The following is a 17,299-nucleotide window of genomic DNA, read 5'->3' as shown; positions in this document are numbered from 1 at the left end:
ACTAACTATAAATTAAATACACTACATCTTCTCCTTCATTTTCTACCCAATTTACTTTTACTTTTTCTTCATTTATAGCATCTACCTGTCTTCCTCTATAATCTGGCTGAATTGGTAAATGTCTGCTAAATCGTCTGTCTATTAAGGTTAAAAGTTCTATTTCCTTTGGTCTACCAAAAGATTGAATTGCTGTTAATGCAGAACGAATACTTCGTCCGGTATATAAAACGTCATCAATAAAAACGACTTTTTTATCTTCTACAACACAATCCATTTCTGTAGCATTCGCTTCTAGAGGTTTGTCACTTCTTCTAAAATCATCTCGATAAAAAGTAATATCTAGCTGCCCTGTTTGTAGGTTTTTAATTTTATAATCTTCTTTTAGTAAAGTAATTAACCTATTTGCTAAATACTTTCCTCTAGGTTGAATACCTATTAAAACGGTGTTAGAAAAGTCTTTATGATTTTCAATAAGTTGACAAGCCAATCGATGAAGAATGATGTTTACCTCTTTTGCGTTAAGTAACACTTTTTGACCCATAGAATATCCAAACGTATTTGGTAAACAAAGATAATGCAAAATTTTAGAAGTTGAAAGATAATTAGGAAGTAGCGTAAATAAGTTTATATTTTAAATTCTGGTAACTTCTAAATCTAGTATTATTGGGCTAGTTGGAAGAACGGTTTTGAAATTATAAAATCCGTATTCTATAGATAATAAAAATTTATAATCGTTTTCTTTTTAATCCTAAAAAGGATCTCGTTGCGCCTCTAGAAGTTAAAATAGTAAAAATAAAAAAGCCTTTCCAAGTGAATGGAAAGGCTTTAATTTATATAAAGTTTTCAGAAAGATTATACTTTTCCGTCTAATTTATCTTTAAGTGCTTGTAAAGCTTCGTTAGCATCTCCTAAAGTAGGTTTTGCTTCTGCAGCTTGATTTGCAGCTTTTTTAACAGCTTCTTTTACATTCTTGATTTCTTCTTCTCTAAAGATAGCAGTATGCGAAGCAACTACTCTTTTAAATTCTTTATTAAATTCGATAATCTTGAATTCTGCTGAATCTCCTTTTTTAAGTTTCTTACCATCCTCTTTTTCAAGATGACGAGAAGGAACAAAGGCAACGATATCTTCGTTAAACTCAATAGTAGCTCCTTTGTCTACAACTTCTGCAATTTCTGCAGTATGTGTAGTACCTAAAGCAAATTCAGTTTCGTATTTATCCCAAGGGTTCACTGTTGTTTGTTTATGACCTAAAGATAATTTACGTCCTTCAACATCTAACTCAAGTACAACTACGTCTAAAGTATCACCAACTGCACAGAACTCAGATGGATGCTTGATTTTCTTAGTCCAAGATAAATCTGAGATGTAAATTAATCCATCAATACCTTCTTCTAATTCAACAAAAACACCAAAGTTTGTAAAGTTACGAACTGTTCCTGAATGTTTAGAACCTACAGGATATTTAGTTGTAATATCTGTCCATGGGTCTGGAGCTAATTGCTTGATACCAAGAGACATTTTTCTATCTTCTCTATCTAAAGTTAAGATTTGAGCTTCAACAATATCACCAACAGATACGAAATCTTGAGCAGAACGTAAATGTGTAGACCAAGACATTTCACTTACGTGAACTAATCCTTCAACACCTTCAGCTACCTCAACAAAAGCACCATAGTCAGCAATAACTACAACTTTACCTTTTACTTTGTCACCTACTTTTACCTCTTCTCCTAATGCATCCCAAGGATGTTTAGATAATTGTTTAAGACCTAATTGAATTCTTGATTTGTTTTCATCAAAATCAAGGATTACAACGTTTAATTTTTGGTCTAACTCAACAATCTCATTTGGATGATTGATTCTTGACCAAGAAAGATCTGTAATATGAACTAATCCATCAACACCACCAAGATCAATAAATACACCATAAGAAGTAATGTTTTTAACAATACCTTCTAGTACTTGACCTTTTTCTAATTGACCAATAATTTCTTTCTTTTGTACTTCAATATCCGCTTCAATAAGCGCTTTATGAGATACTACTACGTTTTTGAATTCGTGGTTGATTTTCACCACTTTAAATTCCATAGTTTTGTTTACATACTGATCGTAATCTCTAATTGGTTTAACATCAATTTGAGAACCTGGTAAGAATGCTTCAATACCAAATACATCTACAATCATTCCACCTTTAGTTCTGCATTTAACAAAACCGTTTACTATTTCACCAGTGTCATGTGCATCATTTACTCTATCCCAAGCTTTAATTACACGAGCTTTTCTGTGCGATAATACTAATTGACCTGTTGCGTCTTCACGAACATCAATTAATACTTCTACTTTGTCTCCTACTTTTAAACCTGGATTGTAACGAAATTCGTTTAGTGAAATTACACCTTCAGATTTTGCGTTGATGTCAATAATTGCATCACGATCTGAAATGTGAATAACCACACCTTCTACTACTTCGTCATCTAAAGTATCTACGAAATTTTCGGATACTAATTTTTCAAATTCTTTTAATTGAGAATCTTCAACCTCATCAATACCTTCTTCGTAATTGTGCCAGTTAAAGCTTGCCAAGAATTTTTCTGGGTTTGCTTGTGCTTCAGAAACCTGAGGAGCTTCTTTTACTGCAGTTGCTTCTGTAGTTTCAGTTGCTACCGCTTCTGTTTTTTGTACTTCTGTTGCTTCCGTTGCTTCAACTTCCGCTTTTTTTGCTTTTTCAGCCATTTAATTAATTTAATAATGCAATAGGATTCCAATTATTTGAAAACGTATACACATTATGTTTTTGTATTCTGCTATGCTTTAGGAAGATAGGATGCGATAACACACAGAAGTGTTAAAATTGTTTTTGTTTTATTCCTTTTATCTTTCCATTATTCGCTAAAAGGAGTGCAAATTTACAATTATATTTTTGATTCTCAAATGTTTATTATAGGAAAAAATGAAGTTGAAGAGGAATCTGAAATTGAATCTGAAGTTGAATCTGAATCTGAAGTTGAAGTTCAAAATTTAATATTTACCGTATTCAATAATAATTTTGCGAAGATTAAAAAGGAATCCCCGAAAATTAACTACTACCTATTAGTTCTTATATAGTTATAGAATATTAAAGTAACGGATGACTAAATACTGAACACTGCCTACTGATTACTGCCTACTAAACACTTGCCCACTACTCCCTACCCTCAAGAGTCCCAGTAACTAAATCTAATATTTTTTGAAACTGTTCTTCTAAGGAAAGATTAGAATTATCCACCTCAACGGCGTCTTCTGCTTTTACTAAAGGAGAATCTTCTCTATGCGAATCGATATAATCTCGTTCTTGTACATTATGTAATACGTCTTTAAAAGATACGACATCTCCTCTACCAATAAGTTCATCGTATCTACGTTGTGCTCTAGTTTCGGCGGAAGCTGTCATAAATATTTTTAATTCCGCATACGGAAAAACAACGGTACCAATATCTCTTCCGTCCATTACAACACCTTTATCTTTTCCCATTTGTTGTTGCTGCTTTACTAGTTGGGAACGCACTTCTGGAATGGTTGCAATCTGACTTACAAAACTAGATACTTCTAATGTTCTAATTTGTTTTTCAATATTTACGCCATTTAAATATACTTCTGCAAAGCCTAGTTCTGGATTAAATGTAAAATGAATCGTAATTTCAGGTAGTTTTGAAACTAAACCTTCTATATCAAAATGATTGGCATCAATAAAACCATTTTGCATGGCATATAAAGTAACCGCTCTATACATGGCACCGGAGTCTACATATATATAACCCAAATGTTTTGCAATTTGTTTTGCTACGGTACTTTTTCCGGTGGATGAGAATCCATCTATGGCTATGGTAATTTTTTTCACTTTGTGTTGTTTGGGTTGTGGTTTGTTAGGTGATTTAGTAAGTAAAAACTAGATGAAAAACCTATATGATTTTAGAAACTCCAGCAAGTATTAATTCAGATCCAACTGTACTCCAAAAAAGTTTGCATTTGCTGCACTTGTATATTTTGCGTGTGTATAACTAAAACGAAACTTATTTAGTTTGATAGAAATCCCTGCAGACAAACCAGAGAAATTACGTTGTTCGACAATACGAAGTTCTTCTGCTCTTCTAAAGTTATAACCAAATCTAATTTGAAAACCGCCTTCTGGAAACAGCTCTGCTCCTATTATAGTATGTCTTAATGCCTGATTAAAAAAACCAACTTCCTCTTGGGTTTGGTTTCCTTCTAAATCGGTAGTTGCTCTTGCGGGATTAGAAGCTCCAATTGGCCATTTTTGTAAATTTTCAAAAGTTAAATGCCAACGTATTGGTACAAACTCTAAAGTTTGCGACATACCAAAATCTACTTCAAATGGTAAAGATTCGTTTTGTCCGGCATAGGTAGTAATTTGTGTTCCTGCATTTCTAAGTACTAAAGTTGCTTGAAACTCGATGTCTTCGTTTATATAAATTAAACCAGCATCAAAAGCAATACCAATAGAACTGTATTCTTCTAATTTGGAAGTGATTAGCTTTACGTTTCCACCTAAATAAAAATCGGAATATCCTATTTGTCTAGAATGACCAAAAGAGATCGCTGCTTCATTCCCTGAAAAGGATGCAGTAGCATTACCCTGTTCATCATAACCATCAAAACTTCCATAATTAATATAAGTAACTCCTACATGATAGGTAAGATTTCTTCTATCTACTGTATATGCATACGCTGCAGTACCATAATTTACGCCACCTAAATAACTGGAATAATTAACAGCAAATTGATTATCCATCTCTAAATTAATAGTTGCTGGATTAAATATAGCTTGTGTAACATCATAATCTACATTGGTAAGTACTTTACCTCCAAGTCCAGCTTGACGAGGTGAAGAGACTAAGTTTAAAAATTGATACGTACTTTCTCCTCCTAATTGTGCATTAGAAGTAACAAAGTATAAAAGACAAATGCAAGTAAAATATTTCTTAATCATAAAGCTGCAAAGTAACTAAATCTATCTTAAAACGCAGATATTGGAAAAATATTTTTATTTCAACTTTAACTTTTGTCCAATACTTAGATTATTGGATTCTAAACCGTTCATTTTTTTAAGTGCATCTAACTTAATATCATGTCTTTTAGCTATGCTATATAAGTTATCTCCTTTTTTAACGATGTATACAGAATCTACGTTTGTAGTTGCAGACTCTTTAACTTCTTCTTCAATGTATTCTTCAATTCTTTCTTCCACTTCTGCTACAGTTTCCTTTACTTCTTCTAAAGCTTCTTCTGCAACTTCTTCCACTGCTTCTATATTTTGCGTCTCAGTTTCAGTTTCAGTTTCTGTTATATCTTGTGTTTCTATTTCTTCATTTACAACAGCAACTGGGCTAGGTGATTCAAAAGGAGCGCTATTTGTTCTTGCTGTATCTAAACCTGTTGGTGTTTGCCCTGGACTTAATCTTGCGATAATAGTACCTTCTTCTTGACTAATAACAGGGCTACTGGACTTTACCACTACTTTTTTTATGATTTTAAGTTCTTGTCCGATACTTAATTTACTATTAGACAACTTATTTTGACGCATTACTTCGTCTTTACTCAAATCATATTGCTTTGCAATTTTAGAAATTGTTTCCTTTTTTGCTACCGTATGTCTTTTAATATCGGTATAAATTACGCCATTATTTGTAGTCTCTAATTTTGTAGCATCCGTTTTAGCATGCTCTAAAAAAACATATTCTCCCGTTTGAGTTGAAAGAAATGCTTCTTTTCCTTCTAGATTTATAGGAAGAAATTCCTCTTTAGTTTCTGTTTCTTGCGAAAACGAAACAAGCGAAACGAAGCATGTTAAAATAAAAATTAGAGACCTCATAATTATAGCTTTTTATAATTCTTAACTTTTTGATTTGTTATTGCAATAGCGATAACATCTTTCATTTCTGAAACATAATGAAAAGTTAATCCTTTTAAATAATCTGGCTTAATCTCTTCAATATCACGTCTATTGTCTTCGCAAAGTAAGATTTCTTTTATTCTTGCACGCTTTGCCGCTAGAATTTTTTCTTTAATTCCGCCAACAGGTAGTACTTTTCCTCTTAACGTAATCTCTCCGGTCATTGCTAAGCTCTTTTTTATTTTACGTTGTGTAAATAAAGACACTAAAGAAGTTAACATGGTAACACCTGCACTTGGTCCGTCTTTTGGTGTTGCACCTTCCGGTACGTGAATATGCACATTATATTTACCAAAAACATCTGGATCTACACCTAATTCTTCCGCATTTGCTTTAATGTACTCCATAGCAATAGTTGCAGATTCTTTCATAACTTTACCAAGGTTTCCGGTAATAGTCATTGTCCCTTTTCCTTTAGAAAGAATAGATTCTATAAAAAGAATATCACCTCCAACGCTTGTCCAAGCTAATCCTGTAACTACTCCTGCTACATTATTATTTTCGTATTTATCTCTTTCTAATTTTGGTCCACCAAGTACTTTTATAATATCTTCATTAGACACTTTTATATCATACTCCTCTTCCATTGCAATACTTTTGGCAGCATAACGCACCATTTTTGCAATTTGTTTTTCTAGACCACGAACACCAGATTCTCTAGTATATCCTTCTACTATTTTTTCTAATTGCGGTTTTCCTATTTTAAGATGCGCATCTGTTAAACCATGTTCTTTTAATTGCTTTGGTAATAAATGACGTTTTGCTATTTCTACTTTTTCTTCAATAGTATAACCGGTTACATTTATAATTTCCATTCTATCACGTAAAGCTGGTTGAATGGTAGATAAACTATTAGATGTTGCAATAAACATCACTTTAGAAAGGTCGAAGCCCATTTCTAAAAAGTTATCATGAAACTCGCTGTTTTGTTCTGGATCTAATACTTCTAACATTGCAGAAGAAGGATCTCCTTGATGCGAATTAGAAAGTTTATCAATTTCATCTAAAACAAAAACTGGATTTGCAGTTCCGGCCTTCTTCAAGCTTTGAAGAATACGTCCCGGCATAGCACCAATATATGTTTTTCTATGTCCGCGAATTTCTGCTTCATCCCGCAATCCACCAAGCGACATACGTACGTATTCTCTACCTAAAGCTTCTGCGATAGATTTCCCTAAAGAAGTTTTACCAACTCCTGGAGGTCCATACAGACAAATAATTGGTGACTTCATATCATTACGCAATTTAATAACTGCTAAATGCTCTAAAATTCTTTGCTTTACATCATCTAAACCGTAATGATCTCTATCTAATATTTTCTTAGCGCGTTTTAAATCGAATTTATCGGTACTAAATTCATTCCATGGTAAATCTAAAAATAGATCTAGATAATTACGCTGAATCGAGTATTCTGCAACTTGCGGATTCATACGTTGCATTTTGGCTAATTCCTTATTAAAATGCTCTGCAACTTTATCATCCCATTTTTTCTTTTTAGCACGCATTCGCATTTCTTCAATTTCTTCGCCAGACGAAACGCCTCCTCCAAGTTCTTCTTGAATGGTTTTCATTTGTTGGTGTAAGAAATATTCGCGTTGCTGTTGGTTCATATCACTTTGAACCTTTAATTGAATGTCATTTTTAAGTTCCAATTTCTGAAACTCTAAATTCATATACTTTAAGGTTGCAAGTGCACGTTCTTTTAAATCGTTATTTTCTAATAGAAGTTGTTTTTCTTTAACAGAAAGATTCATATTAGAGGACACAAAGTTTATTAAAAACGAATTGCTTTCAATATTTTTAATCGCAAACGAAGCTTCACTTGGTATATTCGGACTATCTTTTATAATCTGTAAAGCAAGTTCTTTAATAGAATCAATAATAGCGTCAAACTCTTTGTTCTCTTTAGCAGGTTTTGCTTCTGGAACTTCACGAATGGTAGCATTCATGTAAGGTTCTTCGGTTATTACCTCAGCAACTTTAAAACGTTTTTTACCTTGAATGATAACGGTTGTATTTCCATCAGGCATTTTTAAAACACGTAGAATTCTAGCAACGGTTCCTGTTTCATGAATATCTCCTGCTTTTGGATCTTCTACACTTTCATCCTTTTGCGCAACTACACCAATGACTTTGCTTCCATTATTAGCATCGTTAATTAGTTTAATAGATTTATCTCTTCCTGCAGTAATAGGGATTACAACTCCTGGAAATAAAACCGTATTCCGTAAAGAAAGAATTGGTAAGGTTTCTGGTAATTTTTCGTTATTTATTTCTTCTTCATCCTCAGGTGTCATTAATGGAATTAATTCTGAATTTTCATCAAAATCCTGTAATGACAAACTGTCAAGGCTTAATAAACTAGATTTCTTCATATATATATTTAAGTCATAATGTCATTAAATAAAATAATGCTATTACGATTTGAGTTTAAAATTATTAGTCTTTTTCTATTTATCTAAATGGCAATCAGTACGTTATTAACACATACCGCCTACATATCTATAGTATTAAAGTCAATTAATATGCCAATGCTTAGAAAAAACCTGAAACTTTTTATTTACAAACTGTAACAGTTTATCTTTATGCGTATCTATACTATAACAATTTGATTTAATTTTTTGACACTAACCAACCAAAATATCGAGCAGCTCATAGCGCTATGTCTATGTAAGTCTAATAACCAATTTGCGCAATTGGAGATTTATAATAGGTACTATAAAGCAATGTTTAACGTAGCATACAGAATTGTAAAAGATAGATTTGAAGCAGAAGATATTATGCAAGATTCTTTTCTTTCCGCTTTTACAAAACTAGACACTATAAAAGATACAATGACTTTTGGAGCTTGGTTAAAACGAATTGTAATTAATAACAGTATTTATCATTTCAATAAAAATAATAAATACCAAGATGTTCCTTTAGAAGATGTGTTGTATAAAATGGAAGACAACGATGGTATATCTAGTGATTACGAGTTTACAAACTTAAAAGCGCAACAAGTTTTAGAAACGATGAAATTACTAAAAGACAATTACCGAATTGCGCTAACATTACATCTTATTGAAGGATATGATTACGAAGAAATAAGTGGCATTATGACTATAACTTATGCTAATTGTAGAACAACAATATCTAGAGCTAAAGAAAGTTTAAGAAAAAAACTAGAACTAGTAGCACTTTAAATAAAGTATAAATAATTAAAAGATTACCGCTTTCGCGGAAACTAAAGATGAATAAAGATAATTTAGATAGCCTTTTTGATACTCTGAAAGATGATTTTGATGTAGAAGTTCCTACGCTAGATCATGAAAAAAGATTTTTAAAGAAGCTAAACAAGCAAACGCTTGCAAATACATCTAAGCCAAAAAATAGTTTTTGGAAACCTTTTCTAGGTATTGCGGCTTCATTAGCAATTTTAGTGACTGTTTTTGTTACTACTCAGCAAGAAGATAAGGTTCTTGATTTGGCTAGTATTTCTCCAGAAATGGCAGAAACACAAAATTTCTTTACCAATGTAATTGCAAGTGAATTAGCAAAAATTGAACAAGCGTCCAATCCAGAAACAAAATTATTAATTGCAGATGCTATGATGCAAATGCAGCGCTTAGAAAAAGAATATAAAGATTTAAAAACAGACTTGTCTGAAAGTGGCGAAGATAAACGTGTTATCTATGCTATGATTAGCAATTTTCAAAACAGGATTGATATTCTACAAGACACCTTAACACAAATAGAAAACATTAAACAGTTAAAAAACAGCACGAATGAAAACAGCACAACTATATAAAATCACATTAGCATTCTTGCTAATACCTATGTTACTTATAGCAGGAAATGATCCTGTTAAAGGAAAACATACCAAAGAAAAAGTAATTAAAAAAGAGTTTTCTGTAAACGCAGATGCTACTTTAAAAGTAGATAATAGCTATGGTAATATAGATGTTATTACTTGGGAAGAAAACCGAATAGCATTTGAAATCACTATTACTACAAATGGCAATGATGCAGAGAAAGTACAAGACAAACTAGATGAAATCACTGTAGATTTTGAAGCTTCTTCTAGCCTAATTTCTGCAAGAACCATTTTTAATAAAAGTAAATCGAACTCTTGGTTTAAATGGAATAATGGAAATAACGTAAACATGAAAATTAACTATGTTATCAAGATGCCGATTACCAATCATGTAAACTTAGATAATGATTATGGTAATATTAATCTAGACAAACTAAAAGGACAAGCAACTTTAAATTGCGATTACGGAAAGATCACAACCAAAGAGCTTTTAGCCGATAACAATATCATAACCTTTGACTACTCTAATAATTGTTATTTTGAATATATAAAAAGCGGAAAAATAAACGCAGATTATAGTGGGTTTACTGTCGCAAAAGCAAAAAAGATAGATATTATAGCAGATTACACAAAGTCTGTTGTAGAAATAGCAGAAGACGTTACTTATGATTGTGATTATGGTTCGGTGTATATTGAAAAAGCAAACCATATAAAAGGAGATGGCGATTATCTGACTACACGAATAGGCGAAATTTATAAAACGGCTTCTATTAATGCCGATTATGGTTCTATTAAAATTGATAAGATCACGGCAAATGCAAAGAATGTTAGTATAGAATCCGATTACGTAGGTATCACTATTGGATATGACCCTGCGTATCACTTTAACTTTAATATCGATCTAGAATATGCTTCCTTAAGAGATTATGAAGGATTAGAATTCACCAAAAAGCGCGTAGAGTCTACAGATAAATATTACGAAGGATATTACGGTAATGCAAACTCTGGAAACACACTTCGTATCTCTTCCGATTACGGAAGCGTAACGCTTAAACAAAATTAAAAAACACATTACCTAATCGGACAAGTTTTAAACCACCTTGTAGGTTTAGAAAATCACAAACAATAATAATTTTATAAAAAACACCTACAAGGTTTCAAAAACCTTGCAGGATAGAACAATCTTTAATTAAACCATTAAAAAATAAATATTATGAAGAATTCAATCTTAATTTTAGCAACTATTTTACTAACCACACAAATACAAGCACAATCTTGGTTTGGTAATAAAGTGAAAGGAAACGGAAATGTGACCACTATTTCAAGAACCACTGGCGATTATGACGCTATTGCTTGTATAGGATCTATGGACTTTATTTTAGTAAAAGGTACAGAAGGAAAACTAACGATTGAAGGAGAAGAAAACCTTTTAGAACATATTATAACCGAAGTAAAAAACAATACCTTAACTGTAAAAGTAGAAAATGGTGTTGACCTAAGAGAAAGCCGTAACAAAACAATAAAGATTACGATTCCGTTTAAAGATATTGACAAAGTATCTCTTACAGGTTCTGGAGATGTATGGAATACAGACACCATAACCGAAACCAATTTAGAGGTAAGCTTAACAGGTTCTGGAGATATCGTTTTAAATATTCAAACCAATAATATATCCGGAAGCGTAACTGGTTCTGGTGATGTCACTTTAAAAGGAAAAACTACGAATTTAAAAGCAAGCGTAACCGGTTCTGGAGATTTTAATGGTAATAATCTGCAATCAGAAAATACAGAAGTTTCTGTAAGAGGTTCTGGGGATGCAGATGTTTATAGTACGGAAACCTTAAGAGCAAGAGTTTCTGGTTCTGGTGATATAGAGTATAAAGGAAATCCAAAAAAGGAAGATACTAAGGTTGCTGGTTCTGGAAGTATTACCGGAAACTAGCTGTTGGCTGTTGGTAAAATAAATTTTCAAATGGAACCCTTATGTCATTCCGACTGTAATGGAGGAATCTTTTTTATTAATATAATAGATTTCTCGACTACGCTCGAAATGACATACAAGATTTAAAAACAATAAAAAATCCGAAGCGTTTGCTTCGGATTTTTTATTAATTTTTCAAAGTAAATTTCTCTACTCTTTTGGTTCTTGATTCATATGCAAAACTGCATGTATGTAAATTGTTTTATTTTCAACAGTATAATGAATTCCATATTTAAATCTTTTAGTAAATGAAATTCTGAAATCTTTATATCTTTTTTTAAAGTAATTTAGGTTTTCTCTTACTAAATCTATAACAAGAATAATTTCCGTTAACAATTCAAAACCAAGATCATCTTTTTGTTCATTATACCAATTAATTGCATCTTGAATATCTAGTTCTGCTTCTGGCTTAATAATTACTTTAAGAGCCATACTTTTGAGTAAGCTCTTCTTTAACAACTTCCCAATCTTTACCTAAAGCAGGATTATCCTTATGGTTTTTTAATCGAGTATCTAAGGTTTTTTTATGTGAAGATGAAATTGTGTAATCTGCTTCATTAGTAATATAACTTTCATATAAAGCATCTACCATGCGTAAAAACCGTTCATCTACTTTAGCTATAGATTGTAACCATTTTTTTCTTAATTCAACTGCTTCCATACTAATTATTGTTAGATAAACAAATATACATAATTTACTAGACACTAAATTATTGGCAAAAAAAAATAAAAAAATCCGAAGCGTTTGCTTCGGATTTTTTTATTTGCTAATTCTTAAATTACTAATAATAAGTAATCATAGAAGTATAGGTTTCTTCATCTGCAGTTCCTGGATTTTCAGACGTATTAGAAGTAACAGGATAATTATCCGTATTATAAGTATATGTGTTATTCTCGTTATCCGGAAAAGTTGCACCTCCAGTGTTCGTATAACTTAAAGGGTTATTATTAAAAGTAGTATATCCCAACAATGCTAAAACTTCTTTTGCGTAAACGTTTTTTGAAATTCCGTTTTTAGCATCATAAGTATAACTGTAATCCTGATTACCATTTGTATTATCTTCCGAGATTATATTTCCATTCTCCATGGTATAAACATAAATCTGTCCTCCATCTTCATTAAATGTCACAGTACCATTTGTATTATGTACAAAGGTATTTACTTGTGCATTTGTAGATGTATTATACGTTTCCGTAATTAACTGATTACTTGCATTATACTCTAAAACTGAAAAAGCAGTTTCTATGTTCCCACTTGAATCCGTAGAACTTTCATCAATTCTGACTAATAAATCGCCACTATACGTAAATTCTTCCATCTCAATTTCTGTAGAAGATCCTACAAAATCAATAGTATATTCTACTTTGGTCAATCTATTTCCGGTAAATGTGAAATCACTTACAATTGTAGAGCCATCCCCATAGGTTTGAGTTATCTGTCTTGGCAGGATTAAATCCGTGGTGTCACAATCCAATGCATCCATACTATCTTGCAAACTTCCGTCTGCATCCCCACATTGTGCAATTTCATTTTGTAAAGCAGCTTTGTATGCATTACACAAAGTTGTGTTCGTGTTATCTGCGTTATAAGCTGTTTCTGCATTAGTTGTAGCTGTTTGTGCATCCGTACAATCATTTGAAATTGCTGGGCAACCTAAAGCTTCCAATAAAGTCTGTATTGCTCCGGAATCATCACCACAAGCATCAATCATATTTTGTAGGGCAACTGCATACGCATTACAAACTACAGCATAATTCACGTCGTCTGTAGGTGTGGTTCCATAAGTAGCAGAAGCCGTAGCAAGGTTTTGAGTAGCCTGTACACAGGTTACACCACTTCCTCCGCCATCGGTTATAAATTCGCCTTCTAATGGTTCATCATCACAAGAAGTGATGGTAAATACAAATAATGATAAAATAAAAATACTAGCAATCTTTAAGCTTTTCATAAATTTTTTATTGAAATTAGTTTTTTAGGAAACTAAATTAAGGAAATGATTTAAGTTACAACTCACTTCTTAAAAAGAAACTAAAAGTATTGGTTCTTATTGTATTATTAACATAATAAAACGAAATGCATAAAAAACCTCTCGAATAGAATGGCTTTTAATTTATTTTGATAATTGAATTTATTCGTAAATATATTCGCGCGTAGAATCTAAAACTCCTTCAACATAATCATTAGAAGTTGCCGGATAGTTACTGGAGTTATAAGTGTACTCATATTCTTCAAAAACTACTGCAGATCCATTGTAATCTCCAGCTAATGAAACAAGGTTATTCAATCCACCATCTATGTATCCAGAAAAATCAATATTGATTAAGTTTAGTGTTTTTAAATTTGAAATATTTTTATAAATACCATTTTTCGTATCATAAGTATAAACAGTCTCTGTGCCATTAGCTTTATTTTCTAATAAAATTTGATCATTTCCCATTGTAACTAATGTTTCTGATTGAAAATTAGTTTGAGAAGTAAGGTCACCAATATATCTCTTTTGTGTAATGGTTCCATCTGTATTATATGTCAAATCATACCTCCAACCTTCGTTATCTAAAATAATATATATTGTATAAGATATTAATTGATTACTTCCATTGTATTCAATTAAAACATAATCTCTTAATGTTCCAGATTCGTAAAAATTTATTCTAGTTAGCAAGTTATTCTCATAAACATATGTATTTTCATAACCATCAGAATCTAAAATTGAAATTAAATTATTTCCCTCATAAGTAAAAGTATCTGTATATATAGTAGTACCATCTGTTTCTGTCCAAATCATTTCTTTTAAAAATAAAGTATCTGTTGGATTCGTAGTATCACAATCCAACCCATCTATAATCGTTTGTAAACTTCCGTCTGCATCCCCACATTGCGCAATTTCATTTTGTAAAGCGGCTTCGTATGCATTACACAAAGTTGCGTTGGTGTTATCTGCGTTATATGCTGTTTCTGCAATACTTGTTGCATTTTGTGCTGTTGTACAATCATTTGAAATTGCAGGACAATCTAAAGCTTCCAATAAAGTCTGTATTGCTCCCGAATCATCCCCACAAGCATCAATCATATTTTGCAATGCAACTGCATAGGCATTACAAACTACAGCATAATTAACGTCGTCTGCAGCCGTAGTTCCATAAGTAGCCGAAGCAGTAGCAAGGTTTTGAGTTGCCTCTACACAGGTTACAGCACCACCACCACCGTCGGTTATAAATTCGCCTTCTAATGGTTCATCATCACAAGAAGTGATGGTAAATACGAATAATGATAAAATAAAAATACTAGCAATCTTTAAGCTTTTCATAAATTTTTTATTGAAATGATTTCTAATTATAAACAAACATAGTAAAATGTTTTAATTTGCTTCCTCTCTAGGCACTCTAAGTAAGAGCACTATTCCTATTAAAAAGAAAACAAATAAAAACAAAATAGCGTTTCGCATGCTTCCCGTAATTTGATCTATGGTTGCAAATATGACCATACCAATTACAATTCCTATTTTTTCAGCTACATCAAAAAAGCTAAAATAGGATGTGGTATCTTCTGTTTCTGGTAAAAACTTAGAATAGGTAGAACGTGCTAATGCTTGAATTCCTCCCATAACTAAACCTACAAAACCTGCAGCCAAATAAAACTGAAAAGGGGTTTCCATTAAATAGGCATAAAAGCATAAACCCATCCATATGATATTTACTACTATAAGTGTTTTTATGTTTCCGAATTTAGAAGAAGCTTTAGAGGTTAAATACGCACCAAGTATTGCGACTAATTGAATCACTAAAATACTAACGATTAACCCAGTGGTTTTATCGCTATCTGTTCCCCAAGCAATTTCTTCTTCCCCAAAATAAACAGCAACTAACATAATAGTTTGTACTGCCATACTAAAGACAAAAAAGGCTACTAAATATCGTTTTAATCGTAGGTTTTCTTTTAGCTCACCCCAAACAATTCGTAATTCTTTTAAGCCATTAAAGACCACATCTTTGGTTACTTTATGACCAGAAGAAACACCATTTGGTAAAATATAAAAAGTGTATTGGCTAAATAGAATCCACCATAAACCAACCGTAATAAAAGAGTAACGCATCATTTGCATTTTTGCTTCACCGGTATCTTGACTCATCACCATAGCTAAATTAGCAATTAACAATAAAACACTACCAACATAACCAAAACTAAAGCCTTTGGCACTAATACTATCTTGCTGTTCTGGATATGCAATATCTGGCAAATAGGAATTATAGAAAACCAAGCTTCCCCAATACCCTATTAAACCCATAAAATAAAACAACAAACTGAGATGTATATTTTCTAAACTAAACCAATATAAACCTATACAACCTAAACCACCAACATAACAAAAGAACTTCATGAAATTCTTTTTATTCCCCACATAATCTGCAATCCCAGAAAGAATTGGTGAGGTAAAAGTCACTACTAGAAAAGTAAAAGCAGTAACGTAAGTTATTAGTGCAGTACTTTTAAAATCCATACCAAAAGCGTGCACATTCTTTATTTCGGTAAGAAATAATGCAGAATAGAATATAGGAAATATAGAAGATGCAATGGTAAGTGTATATACCGAATTTGCCCAATCGTAAAAAGCCCAGGCATTTAGAAGTTTTTTACTTCCTTTTTCAAGTTTATTCATAAAAAAAGCTGCTCTTTTTTGGAGCAGCTTCTAAAGTAAACAAATATTTTTAATTAGTACGAAAAACTAGTAATAGGTCTAAAAGATTGTACTCCAAACTTTTTAGATTCAGCAATAGCTTGAGGCGCTAATGCTTTTAGATTCGCAATTCTACTATCGTTAGATGGATGTGTACTTAACATTTCTGGTGGCGCTCCATCTCCACTATTCGCTTTCATTCTCACCCAAAGATTAGAAGCTTCTGTAGGATTATATCCTGCAATTCCCATTAAATATAAACCAATTTTATCTGCTTCGGTTTCATGGCTTCTACTAAAAGGTAACATCACACCAACCTGAGAACCAATACCATAATATTGATTAAAGGTATTTCTATCTTGATCGTTTTGGATCGCTACATTTCCTGCGATTGCTACACCTTGTTGAATGTAAGCAGCACTCATACGTTGTTGTCCGTGATTTGCTAATGCATGTGCTACCTCATGCCCCATAATTGCAGCAACTCCTGTTTCACTTTGTGCTATTGGTAAGATTCCGGTATAGAAAACAATTTTTCCTCCAGGCATACACCAAGCATTTACAGTGGCATCATCTATTAAATTATATTCCCATTTGTAATCTGCTAAGTACCCTTGATGTCCATTTGCATTTAACCAACGCTCTGCTGCAACAGCAATACGCTGACCAACTCTAGTAATCATATCTGCTCTAGCTGTTCCTGTTTCTACTTTGCTTTCCGCTAATACTTGATTATATTGGGCAAAGGCCGTTGGAAATAATTGAGAGTTTGGCACTAATGCCATTGTAGATTTTCCTGTAAAAGGATTTGTTGCACAAGACAGAAAAAGTGCAATGGTACTACAAGCAATTATTACGTTTTTAAATTTCATTTAGGTACATATTTTAATTAA

16 protein-coding genes are annotated in these 17,299 nt (G+C 32.3%); 4 read left to right on the top strand and 12 right to left on the bottom strand.

What is annotated here, in order from left to right:
* Position 1 precedes the first annotated feature (1 nt).
* The 6 genes from pyrR to lon form a co-directional block, all read right to left on the bottom strand.
* Positions 2 to 541: a bifunctional pyr operon transcriptional regulator/uracil phosphoribosyltransferase PyrR gene (gene pyrR, locus ACVCXO_RS04510; RefSeq protein WP_452228416.1), complete on the bottom strand. Its 540-nt coding sequence runs from the start codon at positions 539 to 541 to the stop codon at positions 2 to 4.
* A gap of 311 nt (positions 542 to 852) precedes the next feature.
* Entirely contained in the window at positions 853 to 2,736 is a 1,884-nt protein-coding gene (gene rpsA, locus ACVCXO_RS04505) for a 30S ribosomal protein S1 (protein ID WP_452228403.1), read from the bottom strand.
* A 448-nt stretch (positions 2,737 to 3,184) separates the two neighbouring features.
* Complete coding sequence (gene cmk / locus ACVCXO_RS04500) at positions 3,185 to 3,880, bottom strand: (d)CMP kinase (RefSeq protein WP_452228402.1); 696 nt, start codon at positions 3,878 to 3,880, stop codon at positions 3,185 to 3,187.
* Between the two features lie 90 nt (positions 3,881 to 3,970).
* A complete protein-coding gene (gene porQ / locus ACVCXO_RS04495) occupies positions 3,971 to 4,990 on the bottom strand; it encodes a type IX secretion system protein PorQ (protein WP_452228401.1) in 1,020 nt (339 codons plus the stop codon).
* A gap of 54 nt (positions 4,991 to 5,044) precedes the next feature.
* The gene (locus ACVCXO_RS04490) at positions 5,045 to 5,872 is read right to left on the bottom strand and encodes a LysM peptidoglycan-binding domain-containing protein (protein WP_452228400.1); all 828 of its coding nucleotides are present in this window, start codon (positions 5,870 to 5,872) and stop codon (positions 5,045 to 5,047) included.
* A gap of 2 nt (positions 5,873 to 5,874) precedes the next feature.
* On the bottom strand, positions 5,875 to 8,328 hold the full coding sequence (lon, locus tag ACVCXO_RS04485; protein WP_452228399.1) for an endopeptidase La: 2,454 nt from the start codon (positions 8,326 to 8,328) through the stop codon (positions 5,875 to 5,877).
* A gap of 246 nt (positions 8,329 to 8,574) precedes the next feature.
* Here lon and ACVCXO_RS04480 point away from each other — a divergent pair, with 246 nt between their 5' ends.
* From ACVCXO_RS04480 to ACVCXO_RS04465, 4 genes are all read left to right on the top strand, one after another.
* Positions 8,575 to 9,138 (top strand): RNA polymerase sigma factor, encoded by a 564-nt coding sequence (locus ACVCXO_RS04480; protein ID WP_452228398.1) that lies wholly within the window; start codon positions 8,575 to 8,577, stop codon positions 9,136 to 9,138.
* A 47-nt stretch (positions 9,139 to 9,185) separates the two neighbouring features.
* A complete protein-coding gene (locus ACVCXO_RS04475; RefSeq protein ID WP_452228397.1) occupies positions 9,186 to 9,743 on the top strand; it encodes a hypothetical protein in 558 nt (185 codons plus the stop codon).
* Positions 9,721 to 10,812, top strand: coding sequence for a hypothetical protein (locus ACVCXO_RS04470; RefSeq protein ID WP_452228396.1), 1,092 nt, complete (start codon positions 9,721 to 9,723; stop codon positions 10,810 to 10,812). The genes ACVCXO_RS04475 and ACVCXO_RS04470 overlap by 23 nt, the downstream gene beginning before the upstream one ends.
* A gap of 150 nt (positions 10,813 to 10,962) precedes the next feature.
* The gene (locus tag ACVCXO_RS04465) at positions 10,963 to 11,691 is read left to right on the top strand and encodes a head GIN domain-containing protein (protein ID WP_452228395.1); all 729 of its coding nucleotides are present in this window, start codon (positions 10,963 to 10,965) and stop codon (positions 11,689 to 11,691) included.
* A gap of 189 nt (positions 11,692 to 11,880) precedes the next feature.
* Here ACVCXO_RS04465 and ACVCXO_RS04460 read toward each other — a convergent pair whose 3' ends face one another.
* The 6 genes from ACVCXO_RS04460 to ACVCXO_RS04435 all read right to left on the bottom strand — a co-directional run bounded on the left by ACVCXO_RS04460 (position 11,881) and on the right by ACVCXO_RS04435 (position 17,278).
* Complete coding sequence (locus tag ACVCXO_RS04460) at positions 11,881 to 12,162, bottom strand: type II toxin-antitoxin system RelE/ParE family toxin (RefSeq protein ID WP_452228394.1); 282 nt, start codon at positions 12,160 to 12,162, stop codon at positions 11,881 to 11,883.
* Positions 12,152 to 12,391, bottom strand: coding sequence for an addiction module protein (locus tag ACVCXO_RS04455; protein ID WP_452228393.1), 240 nt, complete (start codon positions 12,389 to 12,391; stop codon positions 12,152 to 12,154). The genes ACVCXO_RS04460 and ACVCXO_RS04455 overlap by 11 nt, the downstream gene beginning before the upstream one ends.
* A gap of 121 nt (positions 12,392 to 12,512) precedes the next feature.
* Positions 12,513 to 13,679: a hypothetical protein gene (locus tag ACVCXO_RS04450; RefSeq protein WP_452228392.1), complete on the bottom strand. Its 1,167-nt coding sequence runs from the start codon at positions 13,677 to 13,679 to the stop codon at positions 12,513 to 12,515.
* A gap of 180 nt (positions 13,680 to 13,859) precedes the next feature.
* Positions 13,860 to 15,038 (bottom strand): hypothetical protein, encoded by a 1,179-nt coding sequence (locus ACVCXO_RS04445; RefSeq protein ID WP_452228391.1) that lies wholly within the window; start codon positions 15,036 to 15,038, stop codon positions 13,860 to 13,862.
* Between the two features lie 51 nt (positions 15,039 to 15,089).
* Positions 15,090 to 16,388: an MFS transporter gene (locus tag ACVCXO_RS04440; protein WP_452228390.1), complete on the bottom strand. Its 1,299-nt coding sequence runs from the start codon at positions 16,386 to 16,388 to the stop codon at positions 15,090 to 15,092.
* A gap of 53 nt (positions 16,389 to 16,441) precedes the next feature.
* Positions 16,442 to 17,278 carry a M48 family metallopeptidase gene (locus ACVCXO_RS04435; protein WP_452228389.1) on the bottom strand — a complete coding sequence of 279 codons (837 nt, stop codon included), beginning with the start codon at positions 17,276 to 17,278 and terminating at the stop codon, positions 16,442 to 16,444.
* Positions 17,279 to 17,299: the final 21 nt, after the last annotated feature.

The organism is Lacinutrix sp. MEBiC02404 (assembly GCF_053601575.1).
This window is presented reverse-complemented; position numbering and strand designations above follow the sequence as displayed.